Here is a 17137-nt window from a genome sequence, read left to right on the forward strand (position 1 = left end):
GGTTTCGCATCGCCATCGTCCGAAAATTGCCGCTGGTGGTCACGTAGAAATTGCGCCGAAGGTACTCGATGAACGGATGCTTCGCGGGAACGCCCATGGGGTTCTTGCCGTCGGCGGAGGCCCAGTGCGACGTCCGCCCGACGTTGTAGGGCAAGAGCTCGCCCAGATGCGAAGTGCTCCTCGAGTGCAGCCTTGTTCTCCACGTTCCGGATCCCTTCAGAGTGACAGTCTCGTCAGGCGATCGGAGTAGACCTCGCCGTCCTTCATGACCAGCAACAGGTTCTCCTCCGGGTGACACAGGACCCTCGCGTCACGCAACGGGTCGCCGTCGACCACCAGGAGATCGGCGAACGCGCCGGGCCGGATCGTCCCGAGTTGCCCGGCCATCATGAGGAGTTCGGCGTTGACGGTGGTGGCCGAGCGAACGATGTTGCGTGCCTCGTCGAGGTCCGAGCGCAGTTCCAGCTCCCGGAGTTGGCTGCGCCGGGCATCGGGGCCCCACAGGTCGGTGCCCAAGGCGATGGGGACACCGTGCTTGCGCGCCCAGCCGTAGACGGTCCTCCCTTCCTCGATGGCGTGGGTGACGTTGTGCACGATGGTGTCCGAAAGGCCCGTCTGGGCGGCGCTTTCGACTCGTTGGACGAGCGAGATGAACGTGGGATCGAAGAAGGCTCCGTACTCGCCCATCAACGCGACCGTCTCCTCGGTCACGAAGTTCGCGTGCTCGATGGAACGCACCCCCGCCCGTAGGCAGCGGCGAACGGCCTCGTCGCTGTAGGCGTGCGCCATCACGTAGGTGTCGCGGGCGGCGGCCTCCTCGACGGCCGCCGACATCTCGGCCGGGGAGAACTCGTAGCGGGTGGCGTGCGACTTCGCCGGGAACACCACGCCGCCGGAGGCGAACAGCTTCAGCTGAGTGGCGCCGAGGCGCAATTCTTCGCGGGCCGCCCGACGCACTTCGTCGACGCCGTCGACGATGACCGACATCACCGAGTGCGGCGTGGCGTGCCCGCATGGATCGGTCGACTCGTCCATGGTTCGGAAGTCCGCCCCACCGCCGGTCTGGGTCAGCGCGCGACCGGAGTAGAACAGCCGAGGGCCGACGATGCCGCCTTGCTCGAGGCGGCGGGCGATGCGGTGATCGGCCCCGCCCGCCTCCCGCACCGTGGTGAAGCCGTCCAACAACGCCTGACGCAGGTAATCCGTTGCAGCTGAGTCGATCTCGTCGGCACCGGCGTCGGTGTTGCGGGGGCTCAGAGACAGTCCGGTGATGTGAGCGTGGGCGTCGATCAGGCCCGGCATCAGCGTCCGCCCGCCTACGTCGATGACTCGGTCGGCGGCAGCCGTCGGAGCCTCGCTGCCGACGCAGCCGATCCGATTGCCCTCGACCACCACCTCAGACGGCGCGGTGAGGTCGTCCGCATCGTCCAAGACGAGCCGGGCGTTCGTGAACAGCGTGGTGCTCATGTAGATGCTCCCGTAGGGCTGATGGTCGCAGCGAATCCTCGCAGAGGCGCTGCAGCCCGGCAAGGGCATGCGCATGGCTCACCCACCCCACGGCGTCACCAAGCGCCCGCGGCGGAGGGGCCTGACTGCACCCGGGCATTGAAACCCTCGTGCGCACCGCTGAATGCCTTTGCGGCAGGGCACCTCAATCTATGCGTCAATTTGATAAACCCCACCTGTCGCGTGAGCCTCATCCGTCCCATCAATGTTAATGTCCGCGGAGTCGTCGCGCAGACCGGACCGGCGAAGGGATGCCGATGTTGCACGTGTCTGAGCCCGATGCCGTCGAGGTCGTGGCGGAGCCCGAGGAGCTCAAGGCTCACAGGTTCGACCGCTTTCAGCGCCGCCGCCTGCTGGCCAAGGTCAGCATCCAGTCCAAACTCGTCGTGATGATGGTGGTGTGCACGATCGTGGCGGCAACCGTGGTCGGCATCATCGGCTTTCAGGCCGGCCGCAGTTCGCTTCGTGACTCGGTGTTCAACCGGCTGACGGAGGTGCGTGAGTCGCAATCGCGTGCGCTGCAGGAGCAGCTGACGGATCTCAAGAACTCGATGATCATCTACACCCGCGGAGCCACCACGCCGAGCGCTCTGGAGGCCTTCACCGCCGGGTTCGCGCAACTGCAGAACCAGACCATCGATCCCGCGCAGTCGCAGGCGATCACCGACTACTACGACAACGGGTTCATCAAGCAGGTGGAGCAGTACAGCGGGACGAACCTGGACGTCGGCCAGTTGCTTCCGACCAACAACGCGCAGCGGTACCTCCAGGCCAACTACACCGCCAAGAGGAAGTCCGACGACGTCGCGCTCACGATCAACGACGCCCAGGACGGGAGCGCGTGGTCAGCCGCGAACGCGCGTTACCAGAACTTCTTTCGCGAGATCGTCAAGCGCTTCGAATTCCAGGACGCGCTACTCCTGGACAACGCAGGCAACGTGGTCTACTCGGCCTACAAGGACGTCGACCTCGGCACCAACATCCTCACCGGGCCCTATAGTGGCTCCAAACTCCGTGGCGCGTACGAAAAGGCGTTGTCGTCCAACGCACTTGACTACGTGGGATTCACCGACTTCGAGATCTACCAGCCTGCGGAGAACGTTCCCACCGCGTGGATGGTGACCCCCGTCGTCGCCAACGGCCGCGCGGAGGGCGTGCTCGCCATGCAGTTCCCCGCGACGAAGATCAACAGGCTCATGACCTTCGACAAGAACTGGGCGACCGCGGGCCTTGGCGAGACGGGGGAAACCTTCCTGGCCGGTCCGGATGGCTTGATGCGCTCCGACTCCCGTTTGTTCCTGGAGGATCCGCAGGCCTACAAACGCGACGTCGTGCAAGCGGGCACGCCCACCGACGTCGCCGATCAGGCCATCCGCCTTGGCGGAACCACCCTCGTCCAACCCGTCCCCTCGGAAGCCACCCGGAACGCGGAGCGAGGTCAGTCGGGGACGCTGATCACCACCGACTACCTCGGGCAAGAGACTTTGCAGGCATACGCCCCCCTGGTGATTCCGGACTCCGAGATCCAGTGGTCCATCGTCGCGAAGCTCAACACCTCGGAGGCCTTCGAACGCGAGGCCAACTTCACCAAGACCATCGTCTTGTCGACCGTCGGCATCATCTTCGTCGTCTGCATGGCGGCGGTGTTCCTCGCCCAGCTGTTCGTGAGGCCGATCAGGCGGCTGGAGACGGGCGCGCGGAAGATCAGCGCCGGTGACTACGACGTCGTCATCCCCGTCGAGACGCGCGACGAATTCGGCGACCTCACCAAGGCGTTCAACGAAATGAGCCGAAGCCTGACCGTCAAGGAAGAACTCCTCAACGCGCAGCGCAGGGAGAACGATCAGCTGCTGGCGTTGTTGATGCCCGAACCCGTCGTCGAGCGGTACCGGCAGGGCGAGCAGTTCGAAGCCGAGGAACACCAAGACGTGACCGTGATCTTCGCCGACGTCATCGGGCTGGACCGACTGCAGGTGGAACTGACTTCTGAACGTTCGCTCGCCCTGGTCGACGAGATCGAGCGCCAATTCGACGCGGCGGCAGAGGGTCTCGGCATAGAGCGCATCCGCACCGTCCGCAACGGATACCTGGGGAGCTGCGGACTCAACGTACCCCGGCTGGACAACGTGCGCAGGACGGTCGACTTCGCCCTCGAGTGCCAGCGCATCATCGACCGATTCAACAGCGAGATGGACGGCCGCCTCAGCTTGCGGGCCGGCATCGACACCGGCACGGTCAGCAGTGGGCTCAGTGGTCGCCTCTCCGTCGTCTACGACATGTGGGGCGCCGCGGTCAACATCGCCTATCAGGTGAAAAGCGGCTCACCCCAGCCGGGTATCGACGTCACCAACGCGGTCTACGAGGCCCTTCGGGACACCATGAACTTCACGTTGGCCGGGACCGTCACCGTCGATGGCCAAGAACAGCCGACCTGGCGCCTGGTGGAGCCTCGCTGATGACCAACGTATTCAGTTCGTCGTGGTTCTACTGGGCCGTCGGCATCGCCATCGGGTTGCCGCTCGGGCTCGTGGCGCTGACCGAATGGCAGCACTCGCTGCGTCGTCGGGGCAGCTTCCTGGTCCGGCCCGTGACCTTGCTGCGCAACTACCTGCTTCCGCTCGGGGCACTGCTTCTGTTGATGACCGAAGCCAAGCAGGTGCCGCCTGGCACCACGTCCGTCCGAATGGTGGCCACCCTCTTCGCGTTCGTCGTTCTGGTGCTGCTGCTCTCAGGGGTGAACGCCACCCTGTTCCAGGGTGCGCCCGCCGGAACGTGGCGCAAACGGGTGCCCACCATCTTCATCGACGTCGGACGTTTCCTGGTCATCGCCGTCGGACTGGCGATGATCTTCTCCTTCATCTGGGGCGCGAACGTGCGCGGCCTGTTCACCGCGCTCGGCGTGACGTCGATAGTCATCGGCCTGACGCTGCAGAACTCCGTCGGGCAGATCATCTCCGGTCTGTTGATGCTCTTCGAGCAGCCATTTCAGTTGGGAGACTGGTTGGACACCCCCGCGGCTCGGGGTCGCGTAGTGGAAGTCAACTGGCGCGCAGTGCATCTCGAGACGAGTTCGGGACTGCAGATCACTCCGAACTCGGTGTTGGGCGGAGCCTCGTTCACCAACCTGAGCCGCCCCGAAGGCAAGCATAGGATCACGGTGACGACGATCTTCTCGCTGGATGATCCGCCCAACCAGGTGTGCGCCATGCTGACGCGGGTGGCGGCCGAACTGCCGCAACGGAGACAGGATGCCACCGTCTCCGCGACGCCGTCGGGCGGCAAGGAGTATCACACGAGTATCCCGCTGACCTCAGCCGGTGACGATAGTGCTGCGAAAACTACCTTTCTGCAATGGGTTTGGTATGCGGCCCGACGAGAGGGGCTACACCTCAACGAGGCGGGGGAGACGTTCTCGAGCCCCGATCGGATCGCCGACGCGGTGCGCACAGTGGTGGCACCGACCTTGCGACTCAATGGTGACGAACAGCGCGAGCTGTTGCCCAATGCCACGCTGGATCGTTACGGCGCAGCCGAGATCATCCAGCGCGCCGGCGAGGTACCGGAACGCATGACGTTCATCGTCTCGGGTCGGGTACGGCTGACCGGAGGGTCGGATGACGGCGCGGAGGTGACGATCGGCACCCTCGACGAGGGCGGCTTCCTCGGGCAGAGCACGCTGACTCGTCAACCCGTGATCGGTAACGCGCACGCCGTCGACGAGGTCACGGTCGTGCACGTCGACCGTGAACACATCGAGATGCTGGTGCAGCGAAACCCGTTGCTGTTGCAGGAATTCGGCCGAACCATCGAAGAGCGCCGCGCGAACGCCCGAAAGGCTCTGACCGCAGCTGCCGACTGAGGGCTCCGGCGTCACCCCAGCAGTTCGGTGCTGCGTTGGTCCTCCCACAGCGCCATCCGGGTCCGCGCGGGCTCGCCGACCCCATCCATCACCAGCGGGATCAGCAGTTCGGTGAGCAGGAAGCCGGCGGCCATGCTCTGGTAGGTGGTGCCCACCGTGCTCGAGGCGGCCAACATCACCTCGGCTTCCGGCGCGACCGGGCAGGCGAGGTCGTCGGTGATGAGGAGCACCGTGGCGCCGGCCCGATGCACGCGTGCCGCGAGATTGGCGGCGCTGCGTTGATAGCGGTGGTAATCGAACAGGACGACGACGTCCTTGCGCGTCAGCTCGATCATGGCGCCGAGGTCGCGACCGCCGGGGTCGGCGAGCAGCCGCACTCCCGGACGCAGCTGTTCGAGGTGAGCGGCGAGGTGCATCGCCAGCAGATGCGAGAAGCGCCCCCCGTGCAGGTAGAGAGGTCTGCCGGTGTCCGATAGGAGTGCCACCGCAGCCTCGACCGCAGACGCGGGCAACTGGGCCAGCGTCTCCGCGGCCCGTCCGTTCTGAGCGTGAGCCTGCTGCAGCAGACGGTCCAGCAGGCCGTCGGCGGCGGGCGCGCTCGGCAGCCTCGTGATCGGCCCGTTGGATCGCGCGGTCAGCTCGGCGCGAAGCGCCCCCTGTAGATCCGTGAACCCCTCGTAGCCAAGGGATTGCGCAAACCTGAGCACCGTCGGCGGGCTGACCTCGGCGCGTTCGGCGAGCCGAGCGGCGCTGGCCAGCCCGGCACTGGGGTAGTCGGCGAGCAGGGCCCGTCCGACCCGTCGCTCCGCCTTGCTCAGCGACGGCAAGGCGGCGCCGGCCCGTGCAGCCACGCTTTCGTCGGTCATCGGAGTCAATGTGTCACGAGGGGAAGCGTCATCACCGACAAGTCGCGAATCGACACCGCGACCACGGACTCCGGTTGCAGTGGCTCCCAAGGCAGGTCACCGAAACCGGTCGACCCGATCACGACGATGTGGGCACGGGGCCGCGCGATGCGCAACCCGAAGTAGTCCTCGAGGTGTTCGGCGGGTAGGTCGGTGGCGCTGATCTCCTCGATGTCCTCGGCGAGCAGGCGGCTACGAGCGTGCGCGTGGACGACGATGAGTTGATCCTCACCGAGGACGAGCGCGTTGAGGCTGGCGTCGGGATGGGTCTGCCGAAGTTGGGCGACGGCGCGCCGCACGGCCTCGGCGAGATTCGGTGCGGTGCCGCGGTGCTGGCGGATCACCGCGAAATACCGCTCGCTGTCGGTGTTTCCGCGCAGGGACGCTGCGATTGCGGGTTCGAGGAGGTCGTTCAGCGGACCCATCGGTTTGATCGAGCCGTTGTGCGCCATCGCGAGCCCGTCAGCGATGAACGGGTGGGAGTTCCGCGGCTCTACCGCGAGTCCGCTCGTCGCCCACCGAAGGTGAACCAGTGACGCCGCGGACCCTTCATCGCGAGTGGCCGCGGTGAACTCCGGGTCGTCGAGCGCGCTCTCGGCGGAGACCGTGACGTGCGGGTCGTCGCCGACGCGGTCGACGGTCGCGACCCCCCAGCCGTCGCCATGCACCTTCGTGAGTGCGACGAAGTCCTTCAGCACACCGTCCCCGACCGCGTCGGCGACCGATATCGGGGCAGCGGACACGACACCCAAGAGCCGACACATGAAGGCATCCTCCGATCAGTGATCTTATGGATCAACCATAAACGGTCGAATTTAAAGATTCTGAAACATTCATGACATAGATTCCTCGCAGACTCAGACGTCGAAGGAGGCTCCATGCCGGGTGACGACCGCGACGTCGCGCTTCGCATCGACGAGCTGCGTGCCAAAGGCGTTGAACTCGTGGCTGGCTCGGTGACCGATCCGGCCGGTGTCACCCGTGCGAAGTACGTCCCGCTGCGCAGGCTCGGCGACTTTCAACGCTCGGGGATGGGCGTGTCACCGTCGTGGAGCGTCTTCTGTGTCGACAGTGGAATCGCGTTCACCCCCACCATCGGCGTCGTAGGCGACCTCCGGATCCGCATCGATCCGGCTACCGTGCGGGTCGTCGACGACGGCGTCGCCTGGGCGCCGGGAAACCTGACCGACCAGGGCGGAGATCCGGCGCCGCTGTGCCTGCGCTCACTCCTGGTCCGCGCCGAGCGGGCCGCGGCCGACCGTGGCCTGACTGCCCTGATCGGCGCCGAACTCGAGTGCACCATGGTCGCGCCCGACGGCGGCCCGGCGTCCACCGGGCCCTGGTCGCCCTACGGAATCCGCACGTCGCTGGACCGATCGGCGTTCCTCGTGGACCTCGCGACCACCGCCGAACGCGCCGGGCTGAGCGTCGAGCAGATCCACACCGAGTACGGCCACGATCAACTGGAAGTCTCGCTGGCGCCCGACACCCCGGTCGCGACGGCCGACGCGGTGATCCTGACCCGCATCGTGCTCGGCCGCGCGGCGGCGCGGCACGGTTTGCGAATCTCGTTCGCGCCGGTGCCCTTCGACGGCGCCGCGGGAAACGGGGCGCATCTGCACCTGTCGCTGGCCGACGACCGGGGTCCGCTGTTCTCGGGCGGGGACGGGCCGTACGGCATCAGGCCCGACGGTGGGTCCGCCATCGCCGGTGTCATCGACTCGCTCCCCGACCTCATCGGTGTGTACGCCGGCTCGGCGCTGTCCGCGCTGCGTCTCAAGCCGGGCAACTGGGCCGGTGCGGCAGCGTGCTGGGGCCTCGAGAACCGGGAAGCCGCCGTCCGATTCATCGCGGCCACACCCGGCAGCCCATACGGTGCCAACGCCGAACTGAAGCTGATCGACCCGAGCGCCAACCCCTACCTGGCTGCGGCGGCCTTCCTCAGCAGTGCGCTTCGCGGTGTCGACCGCGGACTCGAGCTGCCCGCCGAGATACTCGAAAACCCGTCGCAGTCGGCCACCCCGCCGCCGCCGCTTCCCACCGGCCAGCAGGCGGCGATCGACGCGCTCGAGAGGTCTGCTCTCGCCGCGGAGTTGCTCACCCCCGAGGTGGTCGAAGGCGTCGTGGCAGTGCGACGTTACGAAATCACCACTTTCGGCGATCTACCGCCGGCCGAGACCACGCAGGCGCTGCGCCTCGCGTGGAGTTGTTGACCCACCGGAAGGAGACATCGATGAGCACGAGCACGTCGTCGGCCAGTCCATCGGGAGGAGCCGACCAGCTTCCCCACCGCCGCTTGCCCTTCTGGGTCGCACTGGCGATGTCCGTCGCCCTGGTCGGGCCGACGTTGGCGATGTCCGGAAACGGTCAGGGCCTCATCGGCACCGTAGGCAAGGCAATTCCGCTGGTGTTCCTGATCGGGCTGGTCGGCGTGGGATTGGTCGGGTACAGCTTCGTCCGGCTGACCCGGCATCTCAACCACGCCGGGTCGGCGTACGGGTTGGTGGGCGGCACCATCGGGCCGCGGGCCGGGTTCTTCTCCGGCTTCGCGATGCTCGGGGCCTACGTGGGCTTCGCGATCGGCACGCTGGCGTTGACGGCAGCGTTCGTCAACGCGTTCATCGCCGAACTGCAGCCAGGCAATGACGATCCCTACCAGGTGCCGTGGCTGGCCGTCGTCGTGGTGGGCGCCGTGATCTCGTTCCTGCTCTCGGGCCGCGACGTCCGGCTGCTGGCAAAGATCCTCCTCGGCATCGAGGGCATCGGCATCCTGGCGATGATCGTGCTGGTCGTGGTGATCTTCGCGAAGGGCGGTGCGCCGACGACCGGGGTCGACTTCAGCGCGTTCTCCTTCGACGGCGTGTCCGCCTCGGCGGTGCTCAGCGCCGTCGTGGCGGCGTTCCTGTCCTGGGCGGGATTCGAGGCCTGCGCATCGATGGGTGAGGAGACCGACAACCCCGGCCGCAACATCCCGCGGGCACTCGCGGGAACCCTGCTCCTCACTGGTGTGCTCTTCGTCGTCGTGATGTTCGCGCAAGTCATCGGCTTCGGCACCGACGCGGCAGGACTCGACGCCTTCCAGAATTCGGGAAACACATTGGGCGACTTGGGTAGTAGTTACGTTGGGCAGTGGTTCAGCCTGCTGATCATCTTCACCGCGATCGTGTCTGCGTTCGGCTGCCACCTGGCCTGCTCGGCGACGTCCGGCCGTATGCTCTACGCGTTCGGGCGCGACGGGTTCGGCCCGAAGGCCATGGCCCACATCCACGAGAAGACCGGCGGTCCTCGCCGCGCCACGTGGCTCGTCGTCGGCGTCGCGCTGGTGGTCGACCTCATCTGCGGTGCTCTGGGCTGGCCCGACATGGGCACCGGCAACCCCGCGATCAACACCTACTTCCTGTTCGCCGTCGCAGGCTCCGTGTGCCTGATGGTCTGTTATCTGTTGGTGGAAATCGCCGCAATGTGGTTCGTGGGTGCACCCAAATTCGTTGACGTGCACGGCGGTAAGGGCAAGATTGCCGGTCTGGTGCTGCCCGCGCTTGGCGCGGTGGTGATCGCGGCGGTCTTGTGGTTCAACGTCAAGGGCGCGGTGACCTGGTTGGACGCGCCGCTGCTTGGACTGTATTGGTGCGCAATCGGATTGGTGATCGCCCTCGCGGCCTCCGGGATCGCGAAACGTGTCGGCGAGTCGCTGAGCGACGAGTTGGCACAGACCGAATGAGCACGCTGTACGAGCGCGACCAGGCGGCCATCGCGGGGATCGAGAAGCTGCGTTTCTTCCCGTTGGAGGTGGTGTCGGGCCACGGGTCGACGCTGGTCACCCCCGACGGTCGCGAGCTCCTCGACCTGTCGGCGACGTGGACGGCGAGTGGCCTCGGGCACGGCCACCCGGCCGTCGTGGAGGCGGTGAGCCGGGCGGTGCGCACCGCTCCCGGGTCGGGCGGCTTGTCGGCGGTGCATCCCGATTCGGTGGGCCTCGCCGAAGACCTCTTGGCGCTGGTCCCCGGTAGCGGGGGGCGCAGGGTGTACCTCGGGCATGCGGGCTCGGACGCCAACGACGTCGCGCTCAGGGCGTGCAGGCACGCGAGCGGGAAACGCACCGTCATCGCCTTCGAGCACAGCTACCACGGCGGCGTCGGCGTCGCGATGGGCGTGTCTGGCGTGCACGTCGACGCGGGCGTGCCCGCGGACCCGGACGCCGTATTCCTGGCCTACCCCAACCCCTTTCGGCCCGTCCGCGGCGACGTCGGCGAGGACGTCACCGCCTGCCTCGAGCTCGCCGAGGAACACCTGCGCACCGGCTCCATCGCCTGTCTGATCGTCGAGCCGATCCTGTCCGACGGCGGTCTGATCGTGCCGCCCGACGGCTTCCTCGCCCGGCTGCACGAGCTCTGCCGGCGGCACGGCGTGGCGATGATCTGCGACGAGGTCAAGATGGGCCTCGGGCGGCCGGGCACGCTGCACGCCTTCGAACACGACGACGTGATGCCCGACATCGTCACGTTCGGCAAGGTGCTGGGCGGCGGCCTGCCGTTGTCGGCGGCCGTGGGCCCCGCCGAGATCCTCGACAACCCGCCTGCGGCGGCGCTGCTGACCACCGCGGGCAATCCGGTGTGCACCGCGGCCGGGCGCGCGGTGCTGGCCACCATCGTCGGCGATCAACTGCCGGAGCGGGCCGCGAAGGTCGGGGCGCTGCTGGCCGACTGGTTGCGTGCACTGGCCGGCTCGCCGGGCTCCGAGCGCATCGGCGACGTCCGCGGACGTGGTCTGGCGATCGGCGTGGAACTCGTCGACCCCGAGACGGGGGAGCGCGATCCCCGGCTGGCCGCGCAGGTGGTCTACCGTGCGTGGGAGTTGGGCGCGGTGGTGTACTACGTCGGTGGCAACGTCCTGGAGATCACGCCGCCGTTGGTGCTCACCGAAGCAGAAGCGGGGCGGGCGGTCGAGATACTGGGCGCCGCCCTCGCCGACGCGGCCGCTGGACGAGTGAACGCCGAGGAGGTCGCACGGTATGCCGGTTGGTGAACTGCCCGACGTCTTCGCCGGGGTCCACGACGTCGTGCCCGATGCGCTGGGCGAGCACCTGTGCACCATCGCGCTGATCGACCACCACGTCCACGGCACCTTCAACGCACCCGTCGACCGCGCCGACTTCGAGGCCGCCATCAACGAGGGATCCACCGATCCCGTCCCGGACTTCATGACCCAGTTCGATTCGCCGCTGGGCCTTTCCATCCGCCGCTGGTGCGCGCCGCTACTCGGGCTCGAGTCGCTCGCGAGTGCCGACGACTACTGGGCACGACGCAGCGAGCTCTCGCCCGACGAACTCTCCAGGACGATGTTGCCCGCGGCGGGTGTCGCTCGCTGGATCGTCGATACCGGGTTCAAGGGTGACCTCATCACCACCCCCGAGCAGCTCACCAAGCTCAGCGATGTGCCGTCATCGGAAATCGTTCGCCTCGAACGACTAACCGAGGACCTGCTGAAGGACGGGACGTCCCCCGACGACTTCCCCGAGGCCTTCCGCGCGGCGTTGCGGGTCGCGGTCGATGACTCTGAAGTGTTGGGCACCAAGACGATTGCGGCCTACCGCATCGGTTTCGACGTCGACTGGACCCGACCGTCGGACGGCGAGGTGGTCGCCCACGCCCGCGAGTTCAGTGCCCGGCCCGGCCCGCTGCGTCTCGACGACGAGCTGCTGATCGCGTTCGGGGTGCACGAGGCCGCCGCACACGGTCTGCCCATCCAGGTGCACGTCGGCTTCGGAGATCGCGACATGGACCTGCACCGCAGCGACCCGATGCTGCTGCTGCCACTGCTCCGTTCGATGACGCCGGTCCCAGTGCTGCTGCTGCACTGCTACCCGTTTCAGCGTCAGGCGGGCTATCTCGCGCAGGCGTTCGACCACGTGAACTTCGACGTGGGACTGGCGATCAACTACCTGGGCGTGCGGTCGACGGGACTGGTCGCCGAGGCGCTCGAGACCGCACCGTTCGCCAAGCAGTTGTACTCGTCGGATGCCTTCGGGCCGCCCGAGCTGCACGTGCTGGGTTCGGTGCTGTGGCGGCGTGCGATGGGGCTGGTGCTCGGGGGCTGGGTTCGCACGGGCGACTGCGGCGTAGAGGACGCCATCCGGCTCGTCGACATGATCGGTGTACGCAACGCCGAGCGAGTCTACGGGTTGTGAAGCACAGTGCCGCACCGCTCTTCGACTCGCTGAAGCACTTCGTCGAGCGCGGGCAGGCGCCATTCTACAGCCCCGGCCACAAGGGTGGTCGGACCCTGGATCCGTGGTTCCGCGAGCACCTCGCCGACGTCGATCTGAACAACCTGCCCGACACGGACACGCTGCACTGCCCCGACGGTCCGATCCTGGAGGCCGAGGCGTTGATCGCCGATGCCTGGGGCGTTGGCCAGAGCTTCATCCTCGTCCAGGGTTCGACGACGGGGAACATCGCGGTCGCACTGTCGGCGCTGCGTCCCGACGAGCCGGTCCTGGTGGCGCGCAATGCCCACAAGTCCGTGCTCGCCGGCCTGGTCCAGGTGGGCGCCCGACCGATCTGGCTGGAACCGCGCTGGGACGACGAGTTCGGGGTTGCACACGGTGTGGACGCCGACGTGGCTGAGCACGCGTTCGACGAAAGTGGCGCGAAGGCGCTCTGGGTGCTGCATCCCACCTACTACGGCACCACCGGTGACATCACGGCGCTCGCCGCACTGTGTCGTCGTCATGAGGCCAAACTCCTTGTCGACGGGGCACATTCGCCTCACTTCGCGTTTCATCCCGATCTGCCCGTGCCCGGCGAGAAGTCCGGTGCGGCGGCGACCGTCCAATCGGTGCACAAGATCCTGTCCGGTCTGAGCCAGGCGGCGGTGCTTCACATCGATCCGACGGTCCTCGATCCGGCGACGGTGCGGCGGGGACTTCAGCTGATCCAGACCACCAGCCCGCACTTCGCGATCATGGCGTCGATCGACCTGGCGCGACGACAGATGATGCTGCACGGCCGCGAGCTACTCGACGCGACCCTGGATCGAGCCCGTCGGGCGGCGGACCGACTGGCCGCCATTCCCGGATTGACGGTCCTACGACCCGAGCATCTCGCAGGTGCGGGCACCGGGTTGCACCAGCTCGACGAGACCAAACTGCTCGTCGGGACAGCTGGCCTGGACATGGATGCCCGAGAAGTCCTCGCGCGGCTCAACGACGTTCACGGAGTCCAGCCGGAGTTGAGCGGTGCCGGACACGTTCTGTGCATCACGACCATTGGCAACACCGAGAGCGACATGGATCGGCTGGCCGCCGGATTCGCGGAGGTCGCCCAGTACGCCGGCGTGCGGCCCGAGGGCCAGCGGACTGCGTTGGTCGCCGATCTGCTGGCCGTGCGGCCGGAGATGGTGCTGACCCCGCGGGAGGCGTTCTTCGCGGGCGCGGAATCGGTCAGCCTGGCGCGGGCTTCCGGGCGCATCGCCGCGGAGGCCATCACGCCCTACCCGCCCGGCATTCCGCTGGTGATGCCGGGGGAGAAGCTCGACGACGACGTTCTCGGCCTGCTCACCGCGCTGCGAGATGCCGGCAATCCGATCAGCGCCTCCGACCCGACGATGGGCTACGTCAAGGTCGTCCGCTGACGGCCGGGCCGTCCAGGCTGACACCCCCGAATGAGCGACTATGCGCATTTTCTGCGCCATGGTCGCGCATATCCGTCGAGCGGGCCCAAACGCGACCGTGGTGCGGAAAACGAAGATAGCGCTTCATACGGCACCGTCCCAGGAGAGCGCCCATCTAGGCTTCTGGCATGCCGGACCCTGATCCGCTCTCCGCTTCGGCGATGCAGGCGGCGGTCGAGTCATCGCGGCGTTCGGCTCGCACGATACCGCCCGCTACTTCGACGGCTTCGCGCCCGAGGCCACGTTCCTGTTCCACGCCGAGCCGAAGCTGCTTCCGTCGCGGGCGGCCTACGAGGCGATGTGGGCGGGTTGGGAGCAGGACGGGTTTCGGGTGCTTTCCTGCCGGTCTCTGAACCCGCGGCTGGACCTGATCACCGACGACGTCGCGGTATTCACCCATTCGGTCCGTACCCGCCTGGCGGGGGTAGACGACGAACAGCGCGAGCGGGAGACGATCATCCTGCGGCGCGGAGCTGACGGTCGTTGGCTTGGTGTCCACGAGCATCTGTCGCTGGACTCGCCGGACGACTGAGGGTCCAGGCGTCAGCGGCTCGGATGCACGGTGGTGTCGACCCGAGGCACGTTGACCACCGGGCTGATCTGGTCGAGCCACACGTGGTGGCTGGTGTCGGCGGTGACGGTGGTCGCGGACTCCACTGCGAGGGAGCCCAGGACGTGGGCGGGATGACCGGCTACGGCGGCGCTCAGGACGCCTACTACCAGTGCGGCGAATCCGAAGTTCTTCATGACTGTGCCACTTTCTTCACACCTCGTCGAACTCAGTGCTCAACCGGTTGATTCCGTTGGCAGAATCTGTCCTACGGGTGGCAGCAATCACGTGTGACGGCAAGCACTTCCGACATCAAGATCGAAGTCGGCGTGCGCGTGACGACGTCGCTCCACCGGTTGACGGACCAACCGTGAGGTGGTCGCGCTGGTGAAGGATCTCCGCGGGGACCCGATGATGATCCGGCAGCGGTACGCCGTTGACGACGCGGTGATCGCCGGTTTCGTCGAGCACGGGGACGACTTCGTCATCGCCATCGAAAAGGACCCGGACGCCCCCGCCTGACGCAGGTAGCCTCGGCGGTACCCCACGACCCGGATCGAGGCGCTCCGCCATGTCAGACCCCCAGTCGGTGCAGGTTCGACCTACCCCGCACCCGCGACCGCGGCGGAGCTGGCTCCGTCTGATTCCCGTCTTCGCCATCCTGGCGGTCCTGTTCGGGGTGCCGTGGTGGACGGTGCTCTCGGCGGGTGCGCAGTGGCCGACGGGAGTGTTTATCGCAGGCACCGTCGGATTCGCGGCGGCCTTCGTCGGGCTTCCCGTCACGATGATGCTCGGGCACGGCAGACGCCATCTGGACTGGGCGGCCGTCACCGGTGACGCCCTGCTCGGAGCGGTCTGGGTGCTGTTCGTCTGGTCGGTACTGGCTCAGCTGCTGAGGTTGGCGTTGCTTGTGCTCGGTGTCGAGGACCCGACGAGGTCGCGCGTCGTGGCAGCCGCGGTCGTCGCAGTGGTGCTCGTACTGCTCGTCTGGGGATTCACCGAGGCGATGCGACTTCCGCGCACCAAGCGCGTCGACGTCACCATTCCCAGGCTCGGCGCCGGGCTGGACGGTCTGCGCGTCGCGATGATCACCGATACCCACTACGGCCCCATCAACCGAACCCGTTGGTCAGCGCTGGTGGCGGACCGCGTCAACGAGATCGACGCTGACGTCGTGTGCCACGTCGGGGACATCGCCGACGGCACCGTGGACACGAGGGAGCAGCAGGCTCGGCCGCTCGCCGGGGTGCGTGGCAGGTTGGCCCGCGTCTACGTCACCGGCAACCACGAATACTTCAGCGAGGCACAGGGGTGGCTCGACTACATGACCGACATCGGCTGGGATGCCTTGCACAACAGGCACATCGTCGTCGAACGCGGTGGTGACGGGCTGGTCGTCGCCGGTGTGGACGACGCGACCGCCCGGGGGTCGGGCACCGTCGGGCACGGGGCGAACCTGGAGGCAGCCCTTGCGGGTGCCGACCCGACGCTCCCGATGCTGCTGCTCGCACACCAACCGAAACAGGTTCCGGATGCGGTCGAGGCGGGAGTGGATCTGCAGGTGTCCGGGCACACGCACGGCGGACAGATCTGGCCGTTCAACCTGCTCGTCAGGCTCGATCAGCCAGTGGTGCACGGTCTGAGCCGCCACGGCGAGCGGACGCAGCTCTACACGAGTCGTGGCACGGGCTTCTGGGGCCCACCCTTTCGAGTGTTCGCACCGAGTGAGATCACCGTGCTGACGCTTCGTCGAGCGTGACGTGGCGTTGAGGTCGCGTCGCCGCAGCGTTCCCGTCGGGACGTTCGACGTGGCCGCTAATCGATGGACGAACACCGCCCCCGCCGGCGCGGTGACACGTGACGCGCTCACCGTGGCGACGTTCAACATCTGGTTCAGCGACTTTTACGCCGAGGAGCGCTGCCGCGCGATCGCGGACCTTCTGTCCCGGAACATGCCGGACGTCATGGTCTTTCAGGAGGTCACCCCGGCAGCGCTGGCCATCTTTCTCGCCCAGCCGTGGATTAGGGTGCGCTACCGCCGCGCCGAGGTCACCGGCGGCGGCCTCGGGAACTACGGAATGCTGATGCTGTCCCGACTGCCCATCGATCACGTGACCTACGCCCGGCTGCCGACGAACCTGGCGCGCGGTTTCCTCACGGCCGAACTCGACGCCGGTGGCGGCACCCTGACCGTCGTCGCGGTTCACCTCGAGAGCGGGAAGGCGGCGGCACGGCTGCGCGCCCGGCAGTTGGGGCGGATCTTCCGGGCTCTTCGAAGTACCGAAAGCGCCGTCGTGCTGGGCGATTTCAACATGCGCGACGCCGAGAACGGACGGATCACCGATCCCTATCGCGACCTCTGGCCCGTCCTGCGACCACACGACGACGGCTTCACCGAGGACACGACCATCAATCTGATGCGACTCGACATCAAGAACAAGCAGCGCCACGTCCGGTTCGACCGGGTGTTAATCAAGGGCGGCGGATGGTCGGCGACGAGCATCGACCTGCTGGGGACGGAGCCGATCTCCAACGCACTGCCGCGAGTATTCCCCTCCGACCACTTCGGTGTGCTCTGCCGCCTCGAGCGCAGAGCCGTCGCACCCGTGGAAACTGACTGGCGCCAACGGTTCTGGCGGCGCTGAC

General features: G+C 67.2%; 15 protein-coding genes. 11 read left to right on the top strand and 4 right to left on the bottom strand.

Translation table 11 applies throughout. The annotated features are described in order from the left end of the window. Window positions 1–216: 216 nt before the first annotated feature. On the bottom strand, window positions 217–1467 hold the full coding sequence (locus VET27_RS11610; RefSeq protein ID WP_526518150.1) for a metal-dependent hydrolase family protein: 1251 nt from the start codon (window positions 1465–1467) through the stop codon (window positions 217–219). Between the two features lie 305 nt (window positions 1468–1772). On the opposite strand from VET27_RS11610, the gene VET27_RS11615 reads away from it, so the two are divergent. Together VET27_RS11615 and VET27_RS11620 are read left to right on the top strand one after the other, a co-directional pair. Continuing rightward, window positions 1773–3962 (top strand): adenylate/guanylate cyclase domain-containing protein, encoded by a 2190-nt coding sequence (locus tag VET27_RS11615; RefSeq protein ID WP_526518209.1) that lies wholly within the window; start codon window positions 1773–1775, stop codon window positions 3960–3962. Next, a complete protein-coding gene (locus VET27_RS11620) occupies window positions 3962–5365 on the top strand; it encodes a mechanosensitive ion channel domain-containing protein (protein WP_526518152.1) in 1404 nt (467 codons plus the stop codon). Before VET27_RS11615 ends, VET27_RS11620 begins: the two co-directional genes overlap by 1 nt. A gap of 11 nt (window positions 5366–5376) precedes the next feature. Here the strand turns inward: VET27_RS11620 and VET27_RS11625 are convergent, their stop codons facing one another. Beyond that, complete coding sequence (locus tag VET27_RS11625) at window positions 5377–6231, bottom strand: MurR/RpiR family transcriptional regulator (RefSeq protein WP_526518154.1); 855 nt, start codon at window positions 6229–6231, stop codon at window positions 5377–5379. A 5-nt stretch (window positions 6232–6236) separates the two neighbouring features. Continuing rightward, the gene (locus tag VET27_RS11630; protein WP_526518156.1) at window positions 6237–7034 is read right to left on the bottom strand and encodes a class II glutamine amidotransferase; all 798 of its coding nucleotides are present in this window, start codon (window positions 7032–7034) and stop codon (window positions 6237–6239) included. A 114-nt stretch (window positions 7035–7148) separates the two neighbouring features. Between VET27_RS11630 and VET27_RS11635 the strand changes: the two genes are divergently transcribed. The 6 genes from VET27_RS11635 (at window position 7149) to VET27_RS11660 (ending at window position 14473) form a co-directional block, all read left to right on the top strand. Beyond that, window positions 7149–8483: a type I glutamate--ammonia ligase gene (locus tag VET27_RS11635; RefSeq protein ID WP_526518158.1), complete on the top strand. Its 1335-nt coding sequence runs from the start codon at window positions 7149–7151 to the stop codon at window positions 8481–8483. Window positions 8484–8503: 20 nt separating this feature from the next. Continuing rightward, a complete protein-coding gene (locus VET27_RS11640) occupies window positions 8504–9991 on the top strand; it encodes an amino acid permease (RefSeq protein WP_526518160.1) in 1488 nt (495 codons plus the stop codon). Further along, window positions 9988–11295, top strand: coding sequence for a class-III pyridoxal-phosphate-dependent aminotransferase (locus VET27_RS11645; protein WP_526518162.1), 1308 nt, complete (start codon window positions 9988–9990; stop codon window positions 11293–11295). Before VET27_RS11640 ends, VET27_RS11645 begins: the two co-directional genes overlap by 4 nt. Then, window positions 11282–12457, top strand: coding sequence for an amidohydrolase family protein (locus VET27_RS11650; RefSeq protein WP_526518164.1), 1176 nt, complete (start codon window positions 11282–11284; stop codon window positions 12455–12457). The genes VET27_RS11645 and VET27_RS11650 overlap by 14 nt, the downstream gene beginning before the upstream one ends. Then, window positions 12454–13902, top strand: a complete 1449-nt coding sequence (locus VET27_RS11655; protein WP_526518166.1) for an aminotransferase class I/II-fold pyridoxal phosphate-dependent enzyme — start codon at window positions 12454–12456, stop codon at window positions 13900–13902. Before VET27_RS11650 ends, VET27_RS11655 begins: the two co-directional genes overlap by 4 nt. 220 nt (window positions 13903–14122) lie before the next feature. After that, window positions 14123–14473 carry a nuclear transport factor 2 family protein gene (locus VET27_RS11660; RefSeq protein WP_526518211.1) on the top strand — a complete coding sequence of 117 codons (351 nt, stop codon included), beginning with the start codon at window positions 14123–14125 and terminating at the stop codon, window positions 14471–14473. 11 nt (window positions 14474–14484) lie between these two features. Here VET27_RS11660 and VET27_RS11665 read toward each other — a convergent pair whose 3' ends face one another. Then, window positions 14485–14688: a hypothetical protein gene (locus tag VET27_RS11665; RefSeq protein ID WP_526518168.1), complete on the bottom strand. Its 204-nt coding sequence runs from the start codon at window positions 14686–14688 to the stop codon at window positions 14485–14487. Window positions 14689–14878: 190 nt separating this feature from the next. Between VET27_RS11665 and VET27_RS11670 the strand changes: the two genes are divergently transcribed. From VET27_RS11670 to VET27_RS11680, 3 genes are read left to right on the top strand one after another with little or no spacing between them, the layout of a single operon-like run. Continuing rightward, a complete protein-coding gene (locus VET27_RS11670; protein WP_526518217.1) occupies window positions 14879–15013 on the top strand; it encodes a hypothetical protein in 135 nt (44 codons plus the stop codon). A 49-nt stretch (window positions 15014–15062) separates the two neighbouring features. Beyond that, window positions 15063–16250 carry a metallophosphoesterase gene (locus VET27_RS11675; protein ID WP_526518170.1) on the top strand — a complete coding sequence of 396 codons (1188 nt, stop codon included), beginning with the start codon at window positions 15063–15065 and terminating at the stop codon, window positions 16248–16250. A gap of 49 nt (window positions 16251–16299) precedes the next feature. After that, on the top strand, window positions 16300–17136 hold the full coding sequence (locus VET27_RS11680) for an endonuclease/exonuclease/phosphatase family protein (RefSeq protein ID WP_526518172.1): 837 nt from the start codon (window positions 16300–16302) through the stop codon (window positions 17134–17136). Window position 17137 lies beyond the last annotated feature (1 nt).

It is taken from the genome of Mycobacterium sp. (assembly GCF_035633495.1).
GTDB lineage: Bacteria > Actinomycetota > Actinomycetes > Mycobacteriales > Mycobacteriaceae > Mycobacterium.

Bases quoted from the DNA above. Each gene is read 5' to 3' on its own strand.
- VET27_RS11610 (WP_526518150.1), bottom strand. From the start codon at position 1,467: ATGAGCACCACGCTGTTCACGAACGCCCGGCTCGTCTTGGACGATGCG.
- VET27_RS11620 (WP_526518152.1), top strand. From the start codon at position 3,962: ATGACCAACGTATTCAGTTCGTCGTGGTTCTACTGGGCCGTCGGCATC.
- VET27_RS11625 (WP_526518154.1), bottom strand. From the start codon at position 6,231: ATGACCGACGAAAGCGTGGCTGCACGGGCCGGCGCCGCCTTGCCGTCG.
- VET27_RS11630 (WP_526518156.1), bottom strand. From the start codon at position 7,034: ATGTGTCGGCTCTTGGGTGTCGTGTCCGCTGCCCCGATATCGGTCGCC.
- VET27_RS11635 (WP_526518158.1), top strand. From the start codon at position 7,149: ATGCCGGGTGACGACCGCGACGTCGCGCTTCGCATCGACGAGCTGCGT.
- VET27_RS11640 (WP_526518160.1), top strand. From the start codon at position 8,504: ATGAGCACGAGCACGTCGTCGGCCAGTCCATCGGGAGGAGCCGACCAG.
- VET27_RS11645 (WP_526518162.1), top strand. From the start codon at position 9,988: ATGAGCACGCTGTACGAGCGCGACCAGGCGGCCATCGCGGGGATCGAG.
- VET27_RS11650 (WP_526518164.1), top strand. From the start codon at position 11,282: ATGCCGGTTGGTGAACTGCCCGACGTCTTCGCCGGGGTCCACGACGTC.
- VET27_RS11665 (WP_526518168.1), bottom strand. From the start codon at position 14,688: ATGAAGAACTTCGGATTCGCCGCACTGGTAGTAGGCGTCCTGAGCGCC.
- VET27_RS11675 (WP_526518170.1), top strand. From the start codon at position 15,063: ATGTCAGACCCCCAGTCGGTGCAGGTTCGACCTACCCCGCACCCGCGA.